Origin of the sequence: Sphingomonas sp. (assembly GCF_026460985.1) — a bacterium.
Classification (GTDB): Bacteria; Pseudomonadota; Alphaproteobacteria; order Sphingomonadales; family Sphingomonadaceae; genus Sphingomonas.
In genome coordinates this window covers 27,099-45,842 of record NZ_JAPKNM010000053.1, presented here as the reverse complement: position 1 = coordinate 45,842, position 18,744 = coordinate 27,099, and the positions used below count along the sequence as shown (strand labels likewise).

Here is an 18,744-nt window from a genome sequence, read left to right as displayed (position 1 = left end):
GTCGTTCGCGTGGCGGGCGGACGACCAAGATCCACGCGCTGGCTGACGCTTTCGGCCGACCCGTCGCCTTCATCCTGACGCCCGGCAACACCGCCGACAACATCGTCGCGCCCGCACTCCTCGATACCGTCCCGGCACCAGCCCGCCTGCTTGGCGACAAGGCTTACGACACCGACGCCATCCGCCTGCTTCTAAAACAGCGCCAAATCGAAGCGGTCATCCCCTCCAGCGCTCGCCGCACCCGACCCATCCCCTTCGACCGCACCGCCTATAGGCGCTGATCGCTTCCGCTGTTCGCTCGGTCGCGAGGTAGCGCGTGGCGTCGCGCTGCCAATCCTCGCGTTGACGGCGAATCTCAGTGATCTCAATGCTGCCATGCCGTTCGGCAGTCGCGCGGAACGCGGCGCCGGCCTCGATAGCCTGAAGCTGCTCGGGATCACCAACCAGCACCACCTTGGCGCCGCGCTTCTCGGCTTCGGTCAGGACGCGCTCCATCTGGCGCGTGCCGATCATGCCGGCCTCGTCGATCACCAGCACATCGCGGTTGGTCAGCAGCTCGCGACCCTCGGCCCATTGATGCTCCATGCTGGCGATGGTGCGCGAAGCGATGCCCGAGCTGCTCTCCAAATTCTCGGCGGCGATGCCGGATAGCGCCACGCCGCGGACCGAATAGCCGGCGCTCTCCCAGGCCTCACGGGCGACCCCAAGCATCGCCGACTTGCCGGTGCCGGCATAGCCAATGACCACGCCCAGCCCTTGGCCTTTGGTGACATGCTCGAAGGCGCTCCGCTGCTCGCTCGTCAGCACCAGCTCGCGCATCTCGGCACGGACGAGCGCGAGCTTGCGGTGCTGCTCGTCCATGCCATGTCGCCGCCCTTCCTCCAGCCGGATAGTGGCGCGCTCGAGCCGCTTCTCGGTCTCGACCATTTCCCGGGTAGTGAAGCGATTCTGGCCGCGCCCATCCTTGCCGAGCGCGACGAGTTCCGGCGATGCGCGCACCGCCGTCATCACGCGATCGAACTGGTCCTTCCCCTCGCTATGCCGGTGCGCGAACATGGCGAGATCACGCGTCGTGAACGTCGCCTGGTTGTGAGTGATCGCATCGAGTGCGATGCGTGGGTCGGCGATGATCTTCGCGCCGTTCGAGCGTGCGATCTCACGATGCTCGTCGACGCGTTCGAGGTCGAGACCCTTTGCTGCCATGCGCGACGCCGCCGGGCCGATCTTGTGCTGCGGCTCCAGATCGATGCCCTGCGCCTCGAAGCTGCGATGATCGATGCGCGCATCGATATCGAGTTCGGCGAGCCGCTGGTTGGCATGCTCGGCCCAGCGTTCGCGCCATTTCTCCAGAAGGTCGGTGCGGTTCCAGTCGCGGTTCTTCTTGCCGAGCCCGTTCTCGTCGACGTCGCGAAGCGTGAGCATCACACGCGCATGCGGCTTGGGCTCGCCATCAGCGCCCACGTCCCAATGTACATAGAGATCGGCGATCATGCCCTCCGCCACGAATTCTCGCTCAACGAACTCACGCGCCAGCTGAATACCTTCGGCCTGGTCCAGCTCGCGCGGGATCGCGAACTCCACCTCTCGGGAGAGTTGCGCATCTTTGCGCGGCTCGGCGGCTTCGACCGCGTTCCACAGCTTCTCGCGATCGGAGAGATGTTCGGGGGCGCCGTCCGGCAGCAGCACCTCGGAGTGGACGACGCCGGCCTTGTTCGAGAAGTCGTGATGACGGTCGAGCCGCTCGTCATAGAGCCGCGACGCCGAGCGATAGGCGGCGGAGGCGAGCGCGGACGATCCGTTGGCGCGGGAGATGATCTTGGCGGAGAAATGGTAGATCGCCATGGCGATCACACCATTTACACCGCAAGCGCCACGTCGGCACGACGTATAAGCGCGCCCTCACACGAAAAATTCCTGTTAGGGACCGCGTAGTGTCAGATCGTCCCGGCGTCTCTACAGCATTACGCTCGGCACTCTATTATCACAACCGCATCACCCAGCAATGGAGACCGTGATGCGCAAGCCCAGCGACTTCGATTCAGAACTGAAAGCCCTCGCCGACAAGGCGAAGCAACTCAAGGAACGCCGCGTGCGCCAGCTTGGTGAGCTGGTGGCCGCGACCGGCGCCGACGCGCTTGATGTTGACCTGCTCGCTGGCGCACTGATCAGTGCGGTGGATGCAAAAGACGCCGCGACAAAGGAGGGCTGGCGCAGGGCGGGCGCGGCGTTCTTTCGCGTCGCGCGCCAACCTCGCCGCCGCCCTCGCGCGGAGCCGGAGGGCGGAGCGCAGCGCGAGGGCGGCGGCGCATCGGCTTGAGGCAAAGAAGGCACGAGCAGACATGCGCGAATGGGTCGTCAAGCGCCGGGAACGCACGCGGCATCTGATCGAGCTGGGCGGCCTGGTCGTGAAGGCAGGGTTGGTCGAACTGACCGGCGATGATCGCGCCATGCTCTATGGCGCGCTTCTGTCGATCGCGGGCAATCTGCAAGGCGAGGAACGCGATCACGCGCTTGCGCTGTGGGCGCGGCGCGGCAGGCGCGAGTTCGAAGCCGAAGCACAAACGAAAAGCGGCGCGATGGCTGTCTCACCATCGCCAGCCCCACCACCGTCTGCGGGGTAACGGTCGGCCCTGCAGCGCACAGTGGAAACCATAGAGGGCGTCGGCCATCTTGCGTTCGACCTGTCGCAGGCTGAGGCCGGTGATTTCGGCGATCTCGGCATAACTAAGATCGTCGATCCGATGGGCCAGAAACACTTCGCGGGTGAGACGCGGCAGCGTCAGCAGGGCTGCTTCCATCCGTGCCAGTTCCTCGGCTGTCGCCATCACCTCGCGGGCGGGATCGGGATTCACGGTCGCATCGTAGGCAGCCATGGCGCGTCCCCTCATCACGGCAAGCGATGCTGCCAGCCACGTGGGCGCGTATGACCGGTCACCTGATGCACGCGGTCGAGCAGCGCCCGTGTCAGCATTCGGAGTTCCCCGGTGGAGAACGGAAAGTCGGGGGCTACGTCGCGCGAACTCGCATTGCGCCACTTGCTGTACGGTGAGAGGATCGCCGCCAGCAATTCCATGTCGGTTGTTTCGAAGCCGAGGCCGGTTGCATTGGCGTGGGCGAGCGATCTGGCGACGTTCAGGCCAATATGGCGGGCGCACCATGAATCGGCGAACCCCACATCGAGCAGATGGGCACTCAACCCAAGCTGGAGCACAATGCCGATCTGATAGAGCCTGTCGGTCGGATGCGGTACAATCCCTTTCTCTATTCCGAGAAAGAAGCCTTCGGCGTTGTGATAGCGGAACCGGCTGAGACGGCGCCCTGCGCGGCTTCGCCTCAGAGCAACTGGCTCGTCGCCATAGGCATCAAACAGAGGAGCAATTCTGCCGCTCCCGGGTGCGACCACTGCGCCTGCGGGAATTGCGAGCGGCGCCGTCAGTACTCTCAGCACGGATCTACGTGATGTTGTGGCTTGCGGCTCGGGACCGCCGTTTGGAAGACCAAGCGCCGTCATCGCCCATTCCTCATCGCATCGACGCAGCACCGGAGTCGGAAGCAGCCCAGCCCTGCGGCTTAGTAACCGATATCGGATATAGATTTTTATCGAGAAACTCGCAATAAGAGATATCGGTTATTCAGCTTCCGATTGATCGCATCCAATGCCCGGCTACGACAGCGGCATGGGAAGGCCGCCGCTCAAGGTGAAATCGACTGTGGTCCGCTTGCCGGAGGGATTGGGCGAGCGCATCGACAAGCTGGTCGGTCCGCAGCGTCGGGCAGCGTTTATTCGTGAAGTCGTCGAGCGCGAAGTGGATCAGCTAGAGAAGAAGGAAGCCCAGTAGGTCCGTCTGATTCAGGCGCGAATCGCTGTACGGGAATCGCTTCGCGTTTGGGACGAAATGGCTGCGCTGAAAGCTGGCGGCAGTCGATCTGCCCTTGCCGGGACGGCATGGGAATATTTCCCTTCACGGCCATTGGACGACAGGGGCCGCCACGGGACGCCAGAGACCGCCACCGCACACCCGCACCGATTTTGGCACTCTTGCGCTTCGTCCCAAGGATATCGATCCTGCCCCGGGGAGCTTCGCTAACCCCGAGTATGGAAGTATTGCCCATGTCCAACATCGAAAGGATCATCCGTCTCAAGACCGTGCTCGCGCGCACCGGGCTTTCCCGCACGAGCCTCTATCGGAAGATGGGTGAGGGCACCTTTCCCCGGCAGGTCAAGATCAGCATTCACGGCGCCGGCTGGCACGAGTCTGCCATCAACCGCTGGATCGCCGATCCGATGGCCTATCGAGGTGATAGCGCAGAATGATGGCTGCTACCGCGCTCTCCCGGGGCGAGCGCGCGGCCAAGATGTCGGCCGAGTGAAGGTGGCTTCGCGCCCCAGGATCAGTCATTCCGCACGATATCCTCGCTCCTCGAAAGCGGACCTTCGCTCAGGTCGAGGATGAACTCGGCAAGAGGATCGCCATCGACAAAAGCCGTCTGTCCGGCTGTGACTTTCGGCCTTGTCCACTCGCGCTCGCTCACGACATGTAGCTCCTTGCCTGCTGCGGGTACTCTCTCGCGAGGAAGAATGTCGGCCGGAACGGAATTTCTTTTGGGGTTATTCTTGCAACTGGATCAGGATAAATGTTTCACGTTCCGTTGAAGGCCGTTCGACGATCCATCGGATGCTCACTGCTTATCTCGTGACACGTTGGAGGATGGTGTGGAGGTAGAAGAACTCAGGGAGGCACGTGCGAGGGCTCGGGCGCGCTTGATAGCTGATGGCCACTTCGCCGCGGTTTCGCATGTCGTGGCGGACAATCTCCGCACCCTGCAAGGCGCAGGAGAGCGTTTAAACGAGGTTGATACGGTTGCACTTGTGCTGACGCTCGCCCGCGAAGCCGTAGAGGCGACATCTCGATAGCTGGCGGCGGGCTCGAGAGGCCCGCCGGATCGGCTTTTGAGCTGGGTGGTTGCGCCTGCGACGCCCGGCCAGGGTTCCGATCTGCTGTACGCCCATGCGCGTCCGGGAGCGCAAGTTCGGGAGTGATCCCCTGAGTCAGAAGGCGATCTTCAGCCCCATCGACCCCTGATAGCCCCAGCTGTCTCCGTCCAGCCGGTATCGCACATTGCCGCCCGCATAGAGATCGATCCCCTTCGCGACTTCGGCGCTCACGGCCGTGGTCAGCTTGAGCTGCAAACCGCCGAGATCATTGTCCAGGTCGACCGGGCCGTCGTCGGACGAGAAGCGGGTGACCGGATCATTCTCGAATTCGTTCCACAGATCGGCGCGCAGCCACCAGGTGCCGCGGCCGGAGCCGGGCTCGGCGGCGTCGGGGTTCACCGTGAAATCGTGCGACAGGCGCAGGCCGATGCGGCCCGCGAGCGACCGTATGTCGCGGAAGCGCACGGTCGATACGCCGTCGTTCGCCGAGTCGAGCGAGACCTTCTGGAAGACGATCTGCGCCTGCGGTTCGAGCGACCAGTCGCTGCTCAGCCGGATCGGGTAGCCGCCCTCCAGCGAGGCGGCGAAACCGTGGCCGTCGGTCTCGAGATCGGCGAGCCCGCGGTGCGACGATGCCTTCAGGTCGTAGCGGGTCCCCTGCACGACGCCGTCGATATACCAGCCGCTCGCACCGACATGCGTCCAATAATGTCCGATCGTATAGGCCTTGAGGCGCGCGTCGCCCGCGAAACCGCCAGTATAATGGTCGACGTTGCTGCCGAGCCGGCCATAAGCGAAATAGACCCCGAGCCGATCGTGCTCGGCGCGGTGATAGTCGATCCCGGCCTGGTACACGACCGAGTCATAGTTGAAGCCGGGCCCGGAGCCGTAGATGCCGAGCGGGTCGCCGTCATGCTTCTCGCGCCCGCCGACGACGCGGCCCCAGATCGCCGGCCCCGAAGCCGAGGACAGCGGCGCGCGCATGCCCGAACGTTCGTGCAGCGTCGCGATCAGCTCGCTGCCGTAGAGCAGGGTGAGGGAGGGTAGCGCGGCATAGAGCGAATCCTCGCGGCGATAGTCGGGCGCCTCCTCCTCTTCGGTCGAGAGGCAGGGCGCGCTATCCGGGGCGAGCGAACAATCGAGGGCGGAGCGCAAATACCAATTTTCGCCCGCAGTCAGCCCGCCGCGATAGAGCGAATACTCGTAGGGCCCCGCGACGACGGGCGAGGCCAGGCCGAACGCCGAGGCCGCGGTCGTCGCGCCGTTGATCGCGTCGATCACGCGGATCCCGTCGCCCGTGGTGAGCGCGCCCGCGCCGCCGATATTGGTGACGCGCAGGCCTGAGCTGCCGGTCGCGGTCCCGCCGTCGATCACGAGCATGTCCGAGGGCGAAGCATCGTCACCGAGTTCGGTATTGATCGCGACGATGCTGCCGGCGCCGCCGACATAGTTCGACACGATGAGCCGGTTGCCGATGCCGTCGCCCGCGATCTGCGCGAGCGCGTTGTTCACAAGTCCGCTGTTGATCGTGAACGCGCCCTTCGCCTGGCCGGTAAAGTGGGCAAGGGCATCGCGGACGGCGATCGTGCCTTCATTGGTCACCGTACCGTGGACGCGGCCATAGCCGCCGAGCGTCGCGCCCGAGGCGACATAGGTGTCCCCGCCGCCGGATAGCGTCGCATCGGTGCTGGTGGGCGTCCCCACGATCAGCGTGCCTTCGGAGACGATCGTGCCGCCAGAATAGGTCTCGTTGGTGGTTATGGTGAGCGCGCCCGTGCCCTGCTTCGTCAGGCTGCCGATTCCGGTGACACGGCTCGCGAGCGCCCAATCGGTGTCGGTATCGATGACGAGCCGCCCGTCGTCCTGGACTGTGCTCCCGCCGAGATGCTGCGGCAGGCTCGCGGTGAGGCTGGTGCCTTGGGCGATGGCGAACACGCCGGAGAAGCCGCTATTGTTGCCGCCCAAAGTCACCGAGGCGGCGTTGGTCAAGCCGACGGTACCTGCACCGCTCAGCGCGTTGGCGAAGGTGCCGCTGGCGCCGGCGAAGGTGAGCGTGCCCGCGTCCGCGATCGGTCCCGTGCCAAGCCCCTGCGCATTGGTGAGTGTCGCGGCAGCCCCGTGGGCGATGGCGATGCTCGCGCCGAGCTGCGCATTGGCGCCGTTGATGCTGAGCGTTCCGCCCGTCAGGTTGAGGTTGCCAACGCCGCTCAGCGTGCCCGCCGCCGTCGCGCCGCCATTGACGATCGTCAGCGTCCCGCCTGCGAGCGCGACATTGCCGCCGGTGGATGTGCGCAGCGTGCCCGCGCCGAGCATTGTACTCGTCGCCAAGGTGCCGCCGTTGAGCGCGAGCGTGCCGCTGACGTCGAGTGCGCCCACTTCCTGCGTCATTCCGCTGATGTCGGCGGTCGCGCCGGCATCGACCGTGAGCAGCGAAGTCAGTCCCAATACCCGATCGGCGCCGAGCGCCAGCGTGCCCGTGGTGACGCGTGTCGTACCCGTATAGTCGTTGGCCGTGTTGCCGAGCGTGATCGTGTCGGTGGCAGCGATCGCGAGGTTGCCGCTGCCCGTCACCAGTGCGTGCAGGTCCGAGCCCGCCTCCGTCCCGTCGTCGCCCAGCAGCGTCAGGGTCTGGCCGGGCCGCAGGTCGAGCTGGCTCAGGCCATAAGCGACATAGAGTCCGTCGTCCTCCAGGCCCGTGGTGAGATTGTAGCCATAGCTGCCGATCGCGACGACATTGCCGTTTTGGACGATGTCGACCAATGCCTCCTCGACTCCGCTGGCGTCGCTGTCGGCGAGCGTCAGGTTGCTGGCGCTACCGACGACGCTTTGGGCCGCGATCAGTTGCGCGACGATCATGTCGTCCTGCTGAAGCAGCGTGGAGGCGGGGCCGATGCCGTTCCATGTGACGGGCGCCTGCTCGGGGACGGACGCCTCCACCGTTCCGCTCGTCAGCGTCAGCGTGCCAGTACTGATCAGGCCCGACGAGATGGTGTCGGGAGGCAGGGCCACGGGGAAGACCACGGTTCCGCCGTTGAAAATCAGGTTGCCGATCGCCTGGGTGCCCGCACCGACCGTCGTTACGTTGCCCGCATCGAGCCGCAGCGTCGCATTGGCGAGCGCTGTGGTGTTGTTGCCGGAGAGGGCGGAGCTGCTGCGCCCCAGCGCGACCGTGCCGGCGAAGGCCGAGCCGGCGCTGCTCCCGAACGCGAAGATATTGGCCGCATCGCCTAGATCGACGCGCATCAGCCCCGATCCGGTCAGGGCATTTCCGAAGAGGAAGCTCGTGGGGCCGCCGCTGAAATCGAGCGCATAGATGGCGCCCGCTGCGATCGACACCGGTCCGGGCGCGACCGCGGAAGGGGCGGCCAGCACGAGCGTCCCGGCCTCGACCTGCGTCGCTCCCACGTAGCTGTTGGCGCCGGTAAGGATTGTGGTGCCCGTGCCCCGCTGCGCCAGGCTACCGCTGCCCGAGATCGCGCCGGCGAAGGTGATTGCGTCGCTGCGATCAAAGGCGAACATGCCGTTGTCGACGACGTCGCCGACGATGGTTCCTGTGGTGCCGCCATCGCCCAATTGGAGCGTTCCAGCTGCGATGGTGGTGCCGCCGGTATAGCTGTTCGTGCCGGTCACGATCAGCGTGCCGCTCCCCGCCTTGGTCAGCGCGCCGGTGCCGCTGACGATGTTGGCGAAGGTCCAGTCGTTCGCGGTATCGAGGGTGAGGTTTCCGTCGTCCTGGATGGCGGCAGTGCCCAGATGCTGCGGCAGGCTGGCGGTGAGGCTGGTGCCCTGCGCGATGGCGAACAGGCCGGAGAAGCCGCTGTTGTTGCCGCCGAGCGTCACCGACGCGGCGTTGGTCAGGGCGACGCCGCCTGCGCCGCTCAGCGCATTGGCGAGGGTGCCGCTGGCACCGTCGAGGGTGAGCATGCCCGCATCGGCGATCGCGCCCGTGCCAAGCCCCTGCACGTCGGTGAGCATCACGGCCGCTCCCGAGGCGATGGTGACACTCGCGCTGAGTTGTGCGTTGGCGCCCTGGATGGCGAGCGTCCCGCCCGTCAGGTTGAGGCTGCCTCCGCCGTTCAGCGAGCCCGTCGAAGTGCCGCCATTGGCGACGCTGAGGTTGCCGCCGTCCAGCGCGAGCGTGCCGCGCACGTCGAGCGCGCCGACGGCCTGCGTCCTGCCGTCGATGTCCGCCGTGGCGCCGGACTCGATCGCGAGCAGCGAAGTCAGCCCCAGCGCATGGTCGGTTCCCAGCGCCAGCGTGCCGGAGAGGACCTGCGTCGTACCCGTATAGGCGTTGGCCGCGTTGCTCAGCGTGATCGTGTCGGCGGCCGCGATCGCGAGGTTGCCGCTGCCGGTCACCAGCGCATGCAGCTCGGAGCCCGCCGCGGTGCCGTCGTCGCCCGAGAGAGTCAGCATCTGCCCCGCCTGCAGGTCGAGCCGGCTCAGCCCGTAGGCGACATAGAGGCCGTCATTGGCCGCGCCGCTGGTAAGGTTGTAGCCATAGCTGCCGATCGCGACGACATCGCCGTTCTGCGCGATGTCGACATCGGTCTGGCCGACGGCGCTGCCGTTCTGGTCGACCAGGGTCAGGCTGCTCGCGCTGCCGACGACGTTGCTGGCCTGGACCAGCCAGGCGGTCACGGTGTCGTCCTGCTGGAGCAGGCTCGCGTTCGGCGCGGGGACTCCACCCGGGATATTTGCCGGCCGGGGAACCGTCACTCCGACCACGCCGCTGGTGAACGTCAGCGTGCCTGCCTGAATGATTCCCGGCGAAAGCGCGTCGGAGGGCAGCTCGGCCGGGAAGATCAGCGTGCCGCCGTTCAGCGTCAGATTGCCGATCGCCTGGGTGCCGATATCCACCCGGGTGGTGTTGCCGGCATCGAGCCGCAGTGTTGCGTTGGTCAGCGCGGCAGTGTTGTCGCCCGCGAGATCGAAGCTGCTGCGCTCCAGCGCGACCGTGCCCGTGAACGCCGATCCCGCATTGCTGCCGAAGACGAGGAAGCTGGTCGGGTCGCCCAGATCGACGCGCATCAGCCCCGCACCGCTTAAGGCGTTCTCGAAGAGGATGCTCGCGGGAGCGCCGCTGAAATCGAGCGCATAGGTCGCGCCCGCCGCGATCGACACCGGGCTGAGCGCGATCGCGGTGGGTGCAGTCAGGACGAGCATCCCCGCCTCGACGCGCGTCATGCCCGTATAGCTGCTGATGCCGGTGAGGGTGGAGGTCCCCGTTCCTAGCTGGACGAGGCTGCCGATGCCGGAGATCTCCCCGGCGAAGCTCAGCGCGTCGCTGCGGTTGAAGACCAAGGTCCCGCCGTTCGCGACGTCGCCCGTGATCGAGCCTCCGGCGCCGCCATTGCCCAGTTGGAGCGTTCCGGCCGCGATGACGGTGCCGCCGGTATAAACGTTCGTGCCGGTGAGGATCAGGGCGCCGCTTCCCGTCTTGGTCAATTCGCCGCTGCCGGTCGCGGCGCCGGATAAGGTCAGGTCGGCATCGGTCTGGAAGGTGCCGCCGCCGTTGGCGAGCGTCACCGCGCGCGTGGAGGTGAAGGCGGCCGTGTTCAGCAGCGTGCCCCCGTCGAAGGTGAGCCCGCCTGACGCCGCGCCGAGATTGGCGTCGGATCCCACCGAGAGCGTTCCGCCCTCGATTAGAGTACCGCCCGAATAGCTGTTGGCGGCGGTGAGCACGGTCGTCCCCGTTCCGGCCTGGACCACGCTTCCGGCGCCGCTGATCGTGCCGGCGAAGCTGTAGAGATTCGACCGGCGGAGCAGAAGCACGCCGTTGTTGGCTACGTCGCCAGTGATGCTCCCGGTGGCGCCGCCGTCGCCAAGTTGAAGCGTCCCCGCGGCGATCGTCGTGCCACCGGTGTAGCTGTTGGCGCCGGTCAGGATCGTCGTCCCCGCGCCGGCCTGCGTCACGGTGCCGGTGCCGGTGATCACGCCGCCGAAGACAAGCGCGTCCGACCGGTCGAAGACGAGCGCGGCGTTGTTGGCGATGCTGCCGGTGATGCTGCCCGTGGTGCCACCGTCGCCGATCTGCAGCGTCCCCGCCGTGATCGTGGTGCCGCCGGTATAGCTGCTGTCTCCAGTGAGGATGGTCGTGCCGCTGCCGGACTGGGTCACGCTGCCCGTGCCGCTGATCGCGCCCCCGAAGGCCAGATCGTCCGACCGGTTGAGGATGAGCGCGGCATTGTTGAGGACATCCCCGACGATCGATCCGGTGGTGCCGCCGCTGCCGATTTGCACCGTGCCCGCGGCGATCGTCGTGCCGCCGGTATAGCTGTTGTCGGCAGTGAGGATGGTCGTGCCGCTGCCCACCTGGCGGAAGCCGCCGGTTCCGGAGATGGCGCCGGAGAAGGTGAAGGCGTCGGACCGGTCGATCGCGAAAATGCCGTTGTTGGCCACATCGCCGAGGATTGATCCGCTGGCGCCGCCATCGCCCAGCTGGAGCGTGCCTTCACTGACGAAGGTGCCACCGGTGTAGCTGCTGGTGCCGGTGAGGATGAGCGTGCCGAAGTCGGTCTTCTCCAGCCCGCCCGATCCGGTCAGCTCGGAGGCGAGGGTGGCGGTCACGCTGGCGCCGCTGCGGCTGCCGAAGCCCACGCGCAGGGTGGTCCGGGGCAGCGCGAGGGCGATCGCGTCGCCCTGGATTCGGTAGCCGCTGGTCGCGAATTGCGCGCCCGAGATCATGGGCACGCCCAGGCTGGCGTCGACCATCACCGTGCCCGCCCGGCCGGTGAAGATCGCGAACCCGCCATTGGCCCAGGGTGCGTCGAACGCGCCGCCGGAGTCGGTCCAATTGGGGTTGGCAAGGTTCCATACCCCGTCGCCGCCGTCGATCACGTCATTATTGTGGAGGCTCGTGTCGTCGCCGTCCCAGCAATTGAGCGTCACGCCGGTCGAATTGACGAGGTTGACCTGCTGGGCAATCGAGGTCTGGACGAACAGGTCGCTCGCATCGGTGCCAGCGGGCACGGTGCCGATCGCGAGGCCGTTGTCGGTGAGCGCGCCGGCATAGTCGAACAGCCGGTAGAGCCCGAGGCCGAAGCCGCCGAGGTCGCTGATATCGAGCTGGCCGTCGATGGTCAGGTTCCCCGCCACGTCAAACAGTCCCACCGTCCCAGGTGCGCCGAGCGAGATGTCGACGATCGCACCGTCGGCGAGGATCAGGTTGCTGCCGAAGCTCAGCGTCTCGCCCTGGCGCCCGATCAGCGTTCCGCCTGAGGAAATGGTCGCAGTGCCCCCGACGGTGCCGATGCCGCCGAGCGAGGCGCCTGAGGCAATGTCGACGGTGCCGCCCAAGCTGCCGTCGACCATCAGCGTGCCTGCCGCGACCGTCGTGCTTCCGCCGAAGCCGCTGCCGTCGCCGGTCAAGGTCAGGATGCCCGTGCCCGCCTGTGTCACGGTGCCGGTGCCGGTGATCATGCCCGAAAAGCCGATATCGTCGGAACGGTTGAAGACGAGCGCGGCGTCGTTGGCGATATCACCAATGATGCTGCCGGTGGTGCCGCCGTCGCCGATCTGGAGCGTGCCAGCGGTGACTATCGTCCCGCCGGTGTAGCTGCCGTCACCGGTAAGGACAGTCGTTCCGGTGCCGGCCTGAGTCACGGTGCCGGTGCCGCTGATCGCGTCGTCCAAGGCGAGCGTGCCCGAGCGGTTGAAGACGAGCGCGGCGTTGTTGAGGACATCGCCGACGATCGATCCGCTGGTGCCGCCGCTGCCGATCTGCAGCACGCCCGCGGCGATCGCCGTGCCGCCGGTGTAGCTGTTGTCGGCAGTGAGGATCGTCGTGCCTGTGCCTGCCTGGTGGAACGCGCCGGTTCCCGAGATGGTGTCGGCGAAGGTGAAGCCGTCGGATCGATTGATCGCGAAAATGCCGTTGTTGACGATGTCGCCGAGGATCGATCCGCTAGTGCCGCCATCGCCAAGCTGGAGGGTCCCCTCCCCGATCACGGTGCCGCCGGTGTAGCCGTTCGCACCGGTGAGAATGAGCGTGCCGAAATCGGTCTTCCTCAGCCCGCCCGAACCAGTGAGCGCGGAGGCGATGGTGGCGGTCACGCCGGCACCGCCGGGCGCCCCGAAGCCGACGCGCAGGATGGTTTCGGGCAGCGTGAGCGTGATCGCACCGCCTTGGATCCGATAGCCGTCGGTCGCGAATTGTGCGCCGCCGACCGAGAGAGCGCCCAGGCTGGCGTCGACGGTCACCGTGCCCGCCTGGCCGGTGAAGATCGCGAAACTGCCATTGGCCCAGGGTGCGTCGAACGCACCACCGGAGTCGGTCCAGTTGGGGTTGGCGAGGTTCCAGACCCCGTCACCGCCGTCGACGACGCCATTATTGTGCAGACCGGTATCGTCGCCGTCCCAATAGTCGAGCGTCACGCCGCTCGTGTTGACGAGGTTGATCTGCTGGGCGACCGAGGTCTGGACGAGGAGATCGCTCGCGGCGGTGCCAGCGGGCAGGGTGCCGATCGCGAGGTCGTTGTTGGTGAGCGCGCCCGCATAGTCGAACAGCCGGTAAAGGCCGGGTCCGAAACCGCCGAGATCGGTGATGTCGAGCTGGCCGTCGATGGTCAGGTTCCCTGCCACGTTGAACAGTCCGGTGGTTCCCGGCGCGCCGAGCGAGACGTTTACGATCGCGCCGCCGGCGAGGACCAGGTCGCTACCGAAGCTCAGCGTCTCGCCCTGCCGCCCAATCAGCGTGCCGCCCGTGACAATGGTCGCGGTGCCCCCGACGGTGCCGATGCCGCCGAGCGAGGCGCCTGAGGCAACATCGACCGTGCCGCCCAAGCTGCCGTCGACCTGCAGCGTGCCCGCCGCGACCATCGTGCTTCCGCCGAAGCCGCTGCTGTCGCCGGTCAGCGTCAGGATGCCGCTGCCGGCCTGGGTCATGGTGCCCGCGCCACTGATCACGCCGTCGAAGGTGAGATCATCCGACCGGTCGAAGGTAAGGGCTACGTTATTGGCGATGTTGCCGGTGATGCTACCGGTCGTTCCGCCATCGCCGATCTGCAGCGTCCCCGCCGTGATCGTCGTGCCACCGGTGTAGTTGCTGTCGCCGGTGAGGATGGTCGTCCCGGCACCGGCCTGGGTCACGCTGCCCGTACCGTTGATCGCACCCGAAAAGGCCAAATCGTCCGAGCGGTTGAAGACGAGCGCCGCATTGTTGGCGACGTCGCCGGTGATGCTGCCCGTGGTGCCCCCATCGCCTATCTGCAGCGCGCCCGCGGCGATCGTCGTGCCGCCGGTATAGCTGTTGTCGGCAGTGAGGATGGTCGTGCCGGTGCCGGCCTGACGGAAGCCGCCGGTTCCCGAGATGGTGCCGGCGAAGGTGACGCTGTCGGACCGGTCGATCGCGAAAATGCCGTTGTTGGCCACATCGCCGAGGATTGATCCGCTGGCGCCGCCATCGCCCAGCTGGAGCGTGCCTTCGCTGACGAGGGTACCGCCGGTGTAGCTGTTGGTTCCGGCGAGGATGAGCGTGCCGAAATCGGTTTTCTCCAGACCGCCTGATCCGGTGAACTCGGACGCGATCGTCGCGGTCACGCTTGCTCCAGCGAGTGCCCCGAAGCCGACGCGCAAGATGGTTTCGGGCAGCGTGATCGTGATCGCGCCACCCTGAAGTCGATAGCCGTCGGTCGCGAATTGTGCGCCGCTGACCGAGAGAGCGCCCAGGCTGGCGTCCACCGTCACCGTGCCCGCCTGGCCGGTGAAGATCGCGAACCCGCCGTTGGACCAGGGTGCGTCGAAAGCGCCGCCGGAATCGGTCCAGTTGGCATTGGCGAGGTTCCACACGCCGTCGCCGCCGTCGATCACGCCATTATTGTGGAGGCTGGTGTCGTCGCCGTCCCAATAGTTGAGCGTGACCCCGTTCGTATTGACGAGGTTGACCTGCTGGGCAATCGAGGTCTGGACCAGGAGATCACTCGCGGACGTGCCGGTCGGCACGGTGCCGATCGCGAGGCCGTTGTCGGTGAGCGCGCCGGCATAGTCGAACAGTCGGTAGAGCCCGGGGCCGAAGCCGCCGAGGTCAGTGATGTGGAGTTGGCCGTCAATCGTCAGATTGCCGGCAACGTCGAACAGCCCGGTGGTCCCCGATGCGCCGAGCGACACGTCGACGGTTGCGCCGCTCGCGAGGACCAAGTCGCTGCCGAAGCTGAGCGTCTCGCCTTGGCGGCCGATCAGCGTGCCGCCGGAGGAAATGGTCGCGGTGCCCCCAACGGTGCCGATACCGCCGAGCGAAGCACCCGAGGCGATGTCGACCGTACCGCCCAAACTGCCGTCGACCATCAATGTGCCCGCCGCGACCGAAGTCGCGCCGTCGAAGCCGCTGCTGTCGCCGACCAGCGTCAGGATGCCCGTGCCCGCCTTTGTCACGATGCCGGTGCCGCTGATCATGCCTGAAAAGTCGATATCGTCGGAACGGTTGAAGACGAGCGCGGCGTTGTTGGCGACATCGCCGGTGATGCTGCCGGTGGTACCGCCGTCGCCGATCTGGAGCGTGCCTTCATTGATCGTGGTGCCGCTGGCGTAGCTGTTGTCGCCCAGGAGGATGAGCGTGCCGCTTCCCGACTTGGTGAAGGCGCCCGCACCGCTGAAACCCGATTGGTCGGTCGCGACCGTGTAGCCGGCGGTGTCGAGGGTGAGCCCGTCGGTGGCGATGTCCAGCGCGCCGCTCGCGAAGCCGGTGATGAAGGCCATATTGTCGCCGAGCGCGAGCAGCTTGCCGCCATTGAAGGTGACCTGCGCCGCGCCGCTACCCGCGCTCAGCGCGAAGGTTTCGAGCAGGCCGCCGCTCGCGACCTCCAGCGTGCCGGTGCTGCCCGATATCTCGGCGACGGTCACGCCGCCCGGGGCGGTCACGCGGCCGGAATCGACGATCGAGAGCGTGCCCGTTCCCTGATAGCCCAGGCGGAGCGTATTGGTGTTGCTCCAGATGGAACCCGGCCCGGTCACGGTCGCCGCGCCGGTCGAGCCGGCATAAGCGGCGATAAAGCCGTTGGGGTTCTCGACCAGGCCGCCGCCAGAGACCGTGAGCGTACCCGTGCCGTTATAGCCCACGAGGATATTGTTGCTGCTGGTCCAGACCGAACCAGAGCCGTGGACCGTCACCGTTCCAGTCCCGGTGTCGTCGACGCCCACGAAGCCGCCGCCGACGCTGCTGACCGTCGCGCCGTTCAGGATCGAGAGCGCTCCGTCATCGCCCCGGCCGATCTGGAGCTGCCCGCTACTCGTCCAGCTCGAACCGGTATCGGTCACCGTCACCGTGCCCGACGATCCGCTCGCATAGCCGATGTAGCCGGCGGTATTGCCGACCGCGCCGCCGCCGCTGATCGTCAGCGCCCCCGTCCCGGTCGAGCCGACATAAAGGCCGCTGCTGCTGGTCCAGCGCGAACCGGCATCGCTCACCGTCACCGTACCCGCCGATCCGCTCGCATAGCCGATGTAGCCGGCGGTATTGCCGACCGCGCCGCCGCCGCTGATCGTCAATGCGCCCGTCCCGCCCCGGCCGACATAGAGGTCGCCGCTGCTGGTCCAGTTTGAACCGGCGTCGGTGACCGTCACCGCACCCGACGATCCGCTCGAATAGCCGATGTAGCCCGCCGCATTACTGACCGCGCCGCCCCCGCTGATCGTCAACGCGCCCGTCCCAACCTGGCCGACATTGACGATGCCGCTGTTGATCCAGCGCGCGTTGTCGACCGTTACCGTTCCGAGGGCGCCTGAGGCGTTCCCGATGGTACCAGAAGTGTTCGTGGCCGTCGCGCCGCTCAGGATCGAGAGCCTGCCCTCGCCAGAATTGCCAACGGTCAGCGAACTGCTGATCGTCCAATGTGAGCCGCTGCCCGTCAGGGTCGCAGTGCCCAAGGAACCGGCAGAGGAGCCAATATGACTTGTGCCGCTGCCGACCGCGCCGCCGCCGCTGATCGTCAGCGCGCCCGTCCCGGTATGGCCAACATTGAAGGAGCCGGTTGTCCAGCTCGAACCGGCACCGGTCACCGTCGCCGTGCCCGACGATCCGCTCGCATAGCCGATGCGGCCGTAGGTACTGCTGACCGTGCCGCCGCCGTTGATCGTCAGCGTGCCCGTCCCTGTATGGCCGACATAGAGGTAGCCGCCGGTCGTCAAGCTCGAACCGGCATCGGTCACCGTCAGCGTGCCCGACGATCCGCTCGCATCGCCGATGGCGCCCGTGTAATTGCTGACCGCGCCGCCGCCGCTGATCGTCAGTGCGCCCGTCCCGTTCTGGCCGACGGAGATAGCGCTGCTGTTGGTCCAGGTCGAACCGGCACCGGTCACCGTCACCGTACCCGACGATCCGCTCGCAGAGCCGATGCGGCCGTAGGTATTGCTGACCGCGCCGCCGCCGCTGATCGTCAGCGCGCCCGTTCCGCTGCTGCCGACATAGAGGATGCCGCTGCTCGCCCAGCTCGAACCGGCGCCGGCCACCGTCACCGTACCCGACGTTCCGCTCGCGTTGCCGATGATGCCGGCGGCATTGCTGACCGCACCGCCGCCGTTGATCGTGAGCACGCCCGCTCCGCTGTTGCCGACATAGAGACTGCTGCTGTTGGCCCAGCGCGAACCGGCATCGGTCACCGTCACCGTGCCCGACGATCCGCTCGCATAGCCGACGTAGCCGACGCCGGTATTGCTGACGGCGCCGCCGCCGCTGATCGTCAGCACGCCCGTCCCGGTATGGCCGACATAGGTCCTGCCGCTGCCGAAGGAGCCGCCGGTGCCGACGGTCAGCGTGCCCGAGCCGCTCGCGGCGCTGCCGATATGGACGTCGGCAGTGCTGACCGCGCCGCCGCTGCTGACCGCGAGCGTGCCGGTACCTTGGTTGCCGATATAGAGGCCGACCGAGGTGGCGCTCGTATGGGTCGTCCAGGTCGAGCCCGCGCCCGATACGGTCACCGTGCCGGTGGAGCCCAGCTGGCGGCCGATATGGCCGTAATAGCTGTCGACCGTGCCGCCGCCGGTGACCTCCATTGTGCCCTGGCCATATTGACCGACGTACAGACCCTGGTCGGTCCAGCTGCCGCCGTCGACGATCAGCGTGCCCGACGCACCCGCGACGCTGCCGATATGCGCGACCGAGCCGACATTGGTCGCGCCGCCGTCGTTGATCGTCAGCAGGCCCGACCCTTGGTTGCCGATCGCCAGGCCGAGCGAGGTGGTGCTGACCACGTCGATGGTCCAGGTCGAACCCGCGCCGGACACGAGCACCTCGCCCGATCCGGTAGTGCTTTCCCCGATCGTGGAGGGACGGCTGATGACCGCGCCGCCGTCGAGGATATTGAGCGTGCCCCGGCCGCCATAGCCGATGAAGACGCCGCCCGGCGTGCTGGTCAGCGTCGAGCCCGCGCCGGTCACCGTCACCGTGCCGACGCCGGTCGCGCTTCGGCCGATGAACGTCGAGAGCGTGCTGTCGACCGTACCGCCATTGGCGATGGTGAGCGTTCCCTCGCCGCCATAGCCGAGGAAGAGATTGCCGTTATTGGTCCAGCTGGCGTTCGGGCCGGTCACGGTCACCGTGCCCGAAGAGCCGTCATTGACTCCGACCTGCCCCTCGGTGTTGGTGACCGTGCCGCCGCTCGTGATGTCGAGCGTGCCTTCGCCCGAACTGCCGACGGTCAGCGTGTTGCCGATGTTCCAGGGCGAGACTTGCGTTCCGGGAACGGAGACGGTCTGGCCGCCGTCGATGACTTCCTGCGCCAGGGCCGGCACGGCGCCGAACGCGCCGAGGGCGAGACCTGAGGCAATCGCGATGTTCACGCCATGATTCGATCGCATGGCACCGGCCTCCTGTT

9 protein-coding genes and 1 pseudogene are annotated in these 18,744 nt (G+C 66.9%); 5 read left to right on the top strand and 5 right to left on the bottom strand.

Features of this window, described 5'->3' with window-relative positions:
- Positions 1-29: 29 nt before the first annotated feature.
- Positions 30-281 carry a transposase gene (locus MT490_RS08795; protein WP_363321739.1) on the top strand — a complete coding sequence of 84 codons (252 nt, stop codon included), beginning with the start codon at positions 30-32 and terminating at the stop codon, positions 279-281.
- Here the strand turns inward: MT490_RS08795 and traA are convergent.
- Positions 271-1,842, bottom strand: a pseudogene (gene traA / locus MT490_RS08790) (Ti-type conjugative transfer relaxase TraA); the annotation flags it as partial. The gene MT490_RS08795 and the pseudogene traA sit on opposite strands and share 11 nt — an antisense overlap.
- 172 nt (positions 1,843-2,014) lie before the next feature.
- On the opposite strand from traA, the gene MT490_RS08785 reads away from it, so the two are divergent.
- Together MT490_RS08785 and MT490_RS08780 are read left to right on the top strand one after the other, a co-directional pair.
- Positions 2,015-2,317, top strand: coding sequence for a conjugal transfer protein TraD (locus tag MT490_RS08785; RefSeq protein ID WP_297386105.1), 303 nt, complete (start codon positions 2,015-2,017; stop codon positions 2,315-2,317).
- A 22-nt stretch (positions 2,318-2,339) separates the two neighbouring features.
- Positions 2,340-2,621 (top strand): conjugal transfer protein TraD, encoded by a 282-nt coding sequence (locus tag MT490_RS08780; RefSeq protein WP_297386103.1) that lies wholly within the window; start codon positions 2,340-2,342, stop codon positions 2,619-2,621.
- Here MT490_RS08780 and MT490_RS08775 read toward each other — a convergent pair.
- Positions 2,586-2,873: a sigma factor-like helix-turn-helix DNA-binding protein gene (locus tag MT490_RS08775; RefSeq protein WP_297386102.1), complete on the bottom strand. Its 288-nt coding sequence runs from the start codon at positions 2,871-2,873 to the stop codon at positions 2,586-2,588. The two genes, MT490_RS08780 and MT490_RS08775, sit on opposite strands and share 36 nt — an antisense overlap.
- Positions 2,874-2,887: 14 nt before the next feature.
- Positions 2,888-3,511 carry a hypothetical protein gene (locus tag MT490_RS08770; RefSeq protein WP_297386100.1) on the bottom strand — a complete coding sequence of 208 codons (624 nt, stop codon included), beginning with the start codon at positions 3,509-3,511 and terminating at the stop codon, positions 2,888-2,890.
- A 145-nt stretch (positions 3,512-3,656) separates the two neighbouring features.
- Between MT490_RS08770 and MT490_RS08765 the strand changes: the two genes are divergently transcribed.
- The gene (locus tag MT490_RS08765) at positions 3,657-3,839 is read left to right on the top strand and encodes a hypothetical protein (RefSeq protein WP_297386098.1); all 183 of its coding nucleotides are present in this window, start codon (positions 3,657-3,659) and stop codon (positions 3,837-3,839) included.
- Positions 3,840-4,111: 272 nt separating this feature from the next.
- Positions 4,112-4,315: an AlpA family phage regulatory protein gene (locus MT490_RS08760; protein WP_297386096.1), complete on the top strand. Its 204-nt coding sequence runs from the start codon at positions 4,112-4,114 to the stop codon at positions 4,313-4,315.
- Between the two features lie 77 nt (positions 4,316-4,392).
- Here MT490_RS08760 and MT490_RS08755 read toward each other — a convergent pair whose 3' ends face one another.
- Together MT490_RS08755 and MT490_RS08750 are read right to left on the bottom strand one after the other, a co-directional pair.
- Positions 4,393-4,533 carry a hypothetical protein gene (locus MT490_RS08755; RefSeq protein ID WP_297386095.1) on the bottom strand — a complete coding sequence of 47 codons (141 nt, stop codon included), beginning with the start codon at positions 4,531-4,533 and terminating at the stop codon, positions 4,393-4,395.
- Between the two features lie 517 nt (positions 4,534-5,050).
- Positions 5,051-18,727 carry an autotransporter-associated beta strand repeat-containing protein gene (locus tag MT490_RS08750; RefSeq protein WP_297386093.1) on the bottom strand — a complete coding sequence of 4,559 codons (13,677 nt, stop codon included), beginning with the start codon at positions 18,725-18,727 and terminating at the stop codon, positions 5,051-5,053.
- Between the last annotated feature and the right edge of the window lie 17 nt (positions 18,728-18,744).

Excerpts from the sequence above, each read along its gene's own strand:
- MT490_RS08785 (WP_297386105.1), top strand. The coding sequence starts at position 2,015 with ATGCGCAAGCCCAGCGACTTCGATTCAGAACTGAAAGCCCTCGCCGAC.
- MT490_RS08780 (WP_297386103.1), top strand. The coding sequence starts at position 2,340 with ATGCGCGAATGGGTCGTCAAGCGCCGGGAACGCACGCGGCATCTGATC.
- MT490_RS08775 (WP_297386102.1), bottom strand. The coding sequence starts at position 2,873 with ATGGCTGCCTACGATGCGACCGTGAATCCCGATCCCGCCCGCGAGGTG.
- MT490_RS08770 (WP_297386100.1), bottom strand. The coding sequence starts at position 3,511 with ATGACGGCGCTTGGTCTTCCAAACGGCGGTCCCGAGCCGCAAGCCACA.
- MT490_RS08765 (WP_297386098.1), top strand. The coding sequence starts at position 3,657 with ATGCCCGGCTACGACAGCGGCATGGGAAGGCCGCCGCTCAAGGTGAAA.
- MT490_RS08760 (WP_297386096.1), top strand. The coding sequence starts at position 4,112 with ATGTCCAACATCGAAAGGATCATCCGTCTCAAGACCGTGCTCGCGCGC.
- MT490_RS08750 (WP_297386093.1), bottom strand. The coding sequence starts at position 18,727 with ATGCGATCGAATCATGGCGTGAACATCGCGATTGCCTCAGGTCTCGCC.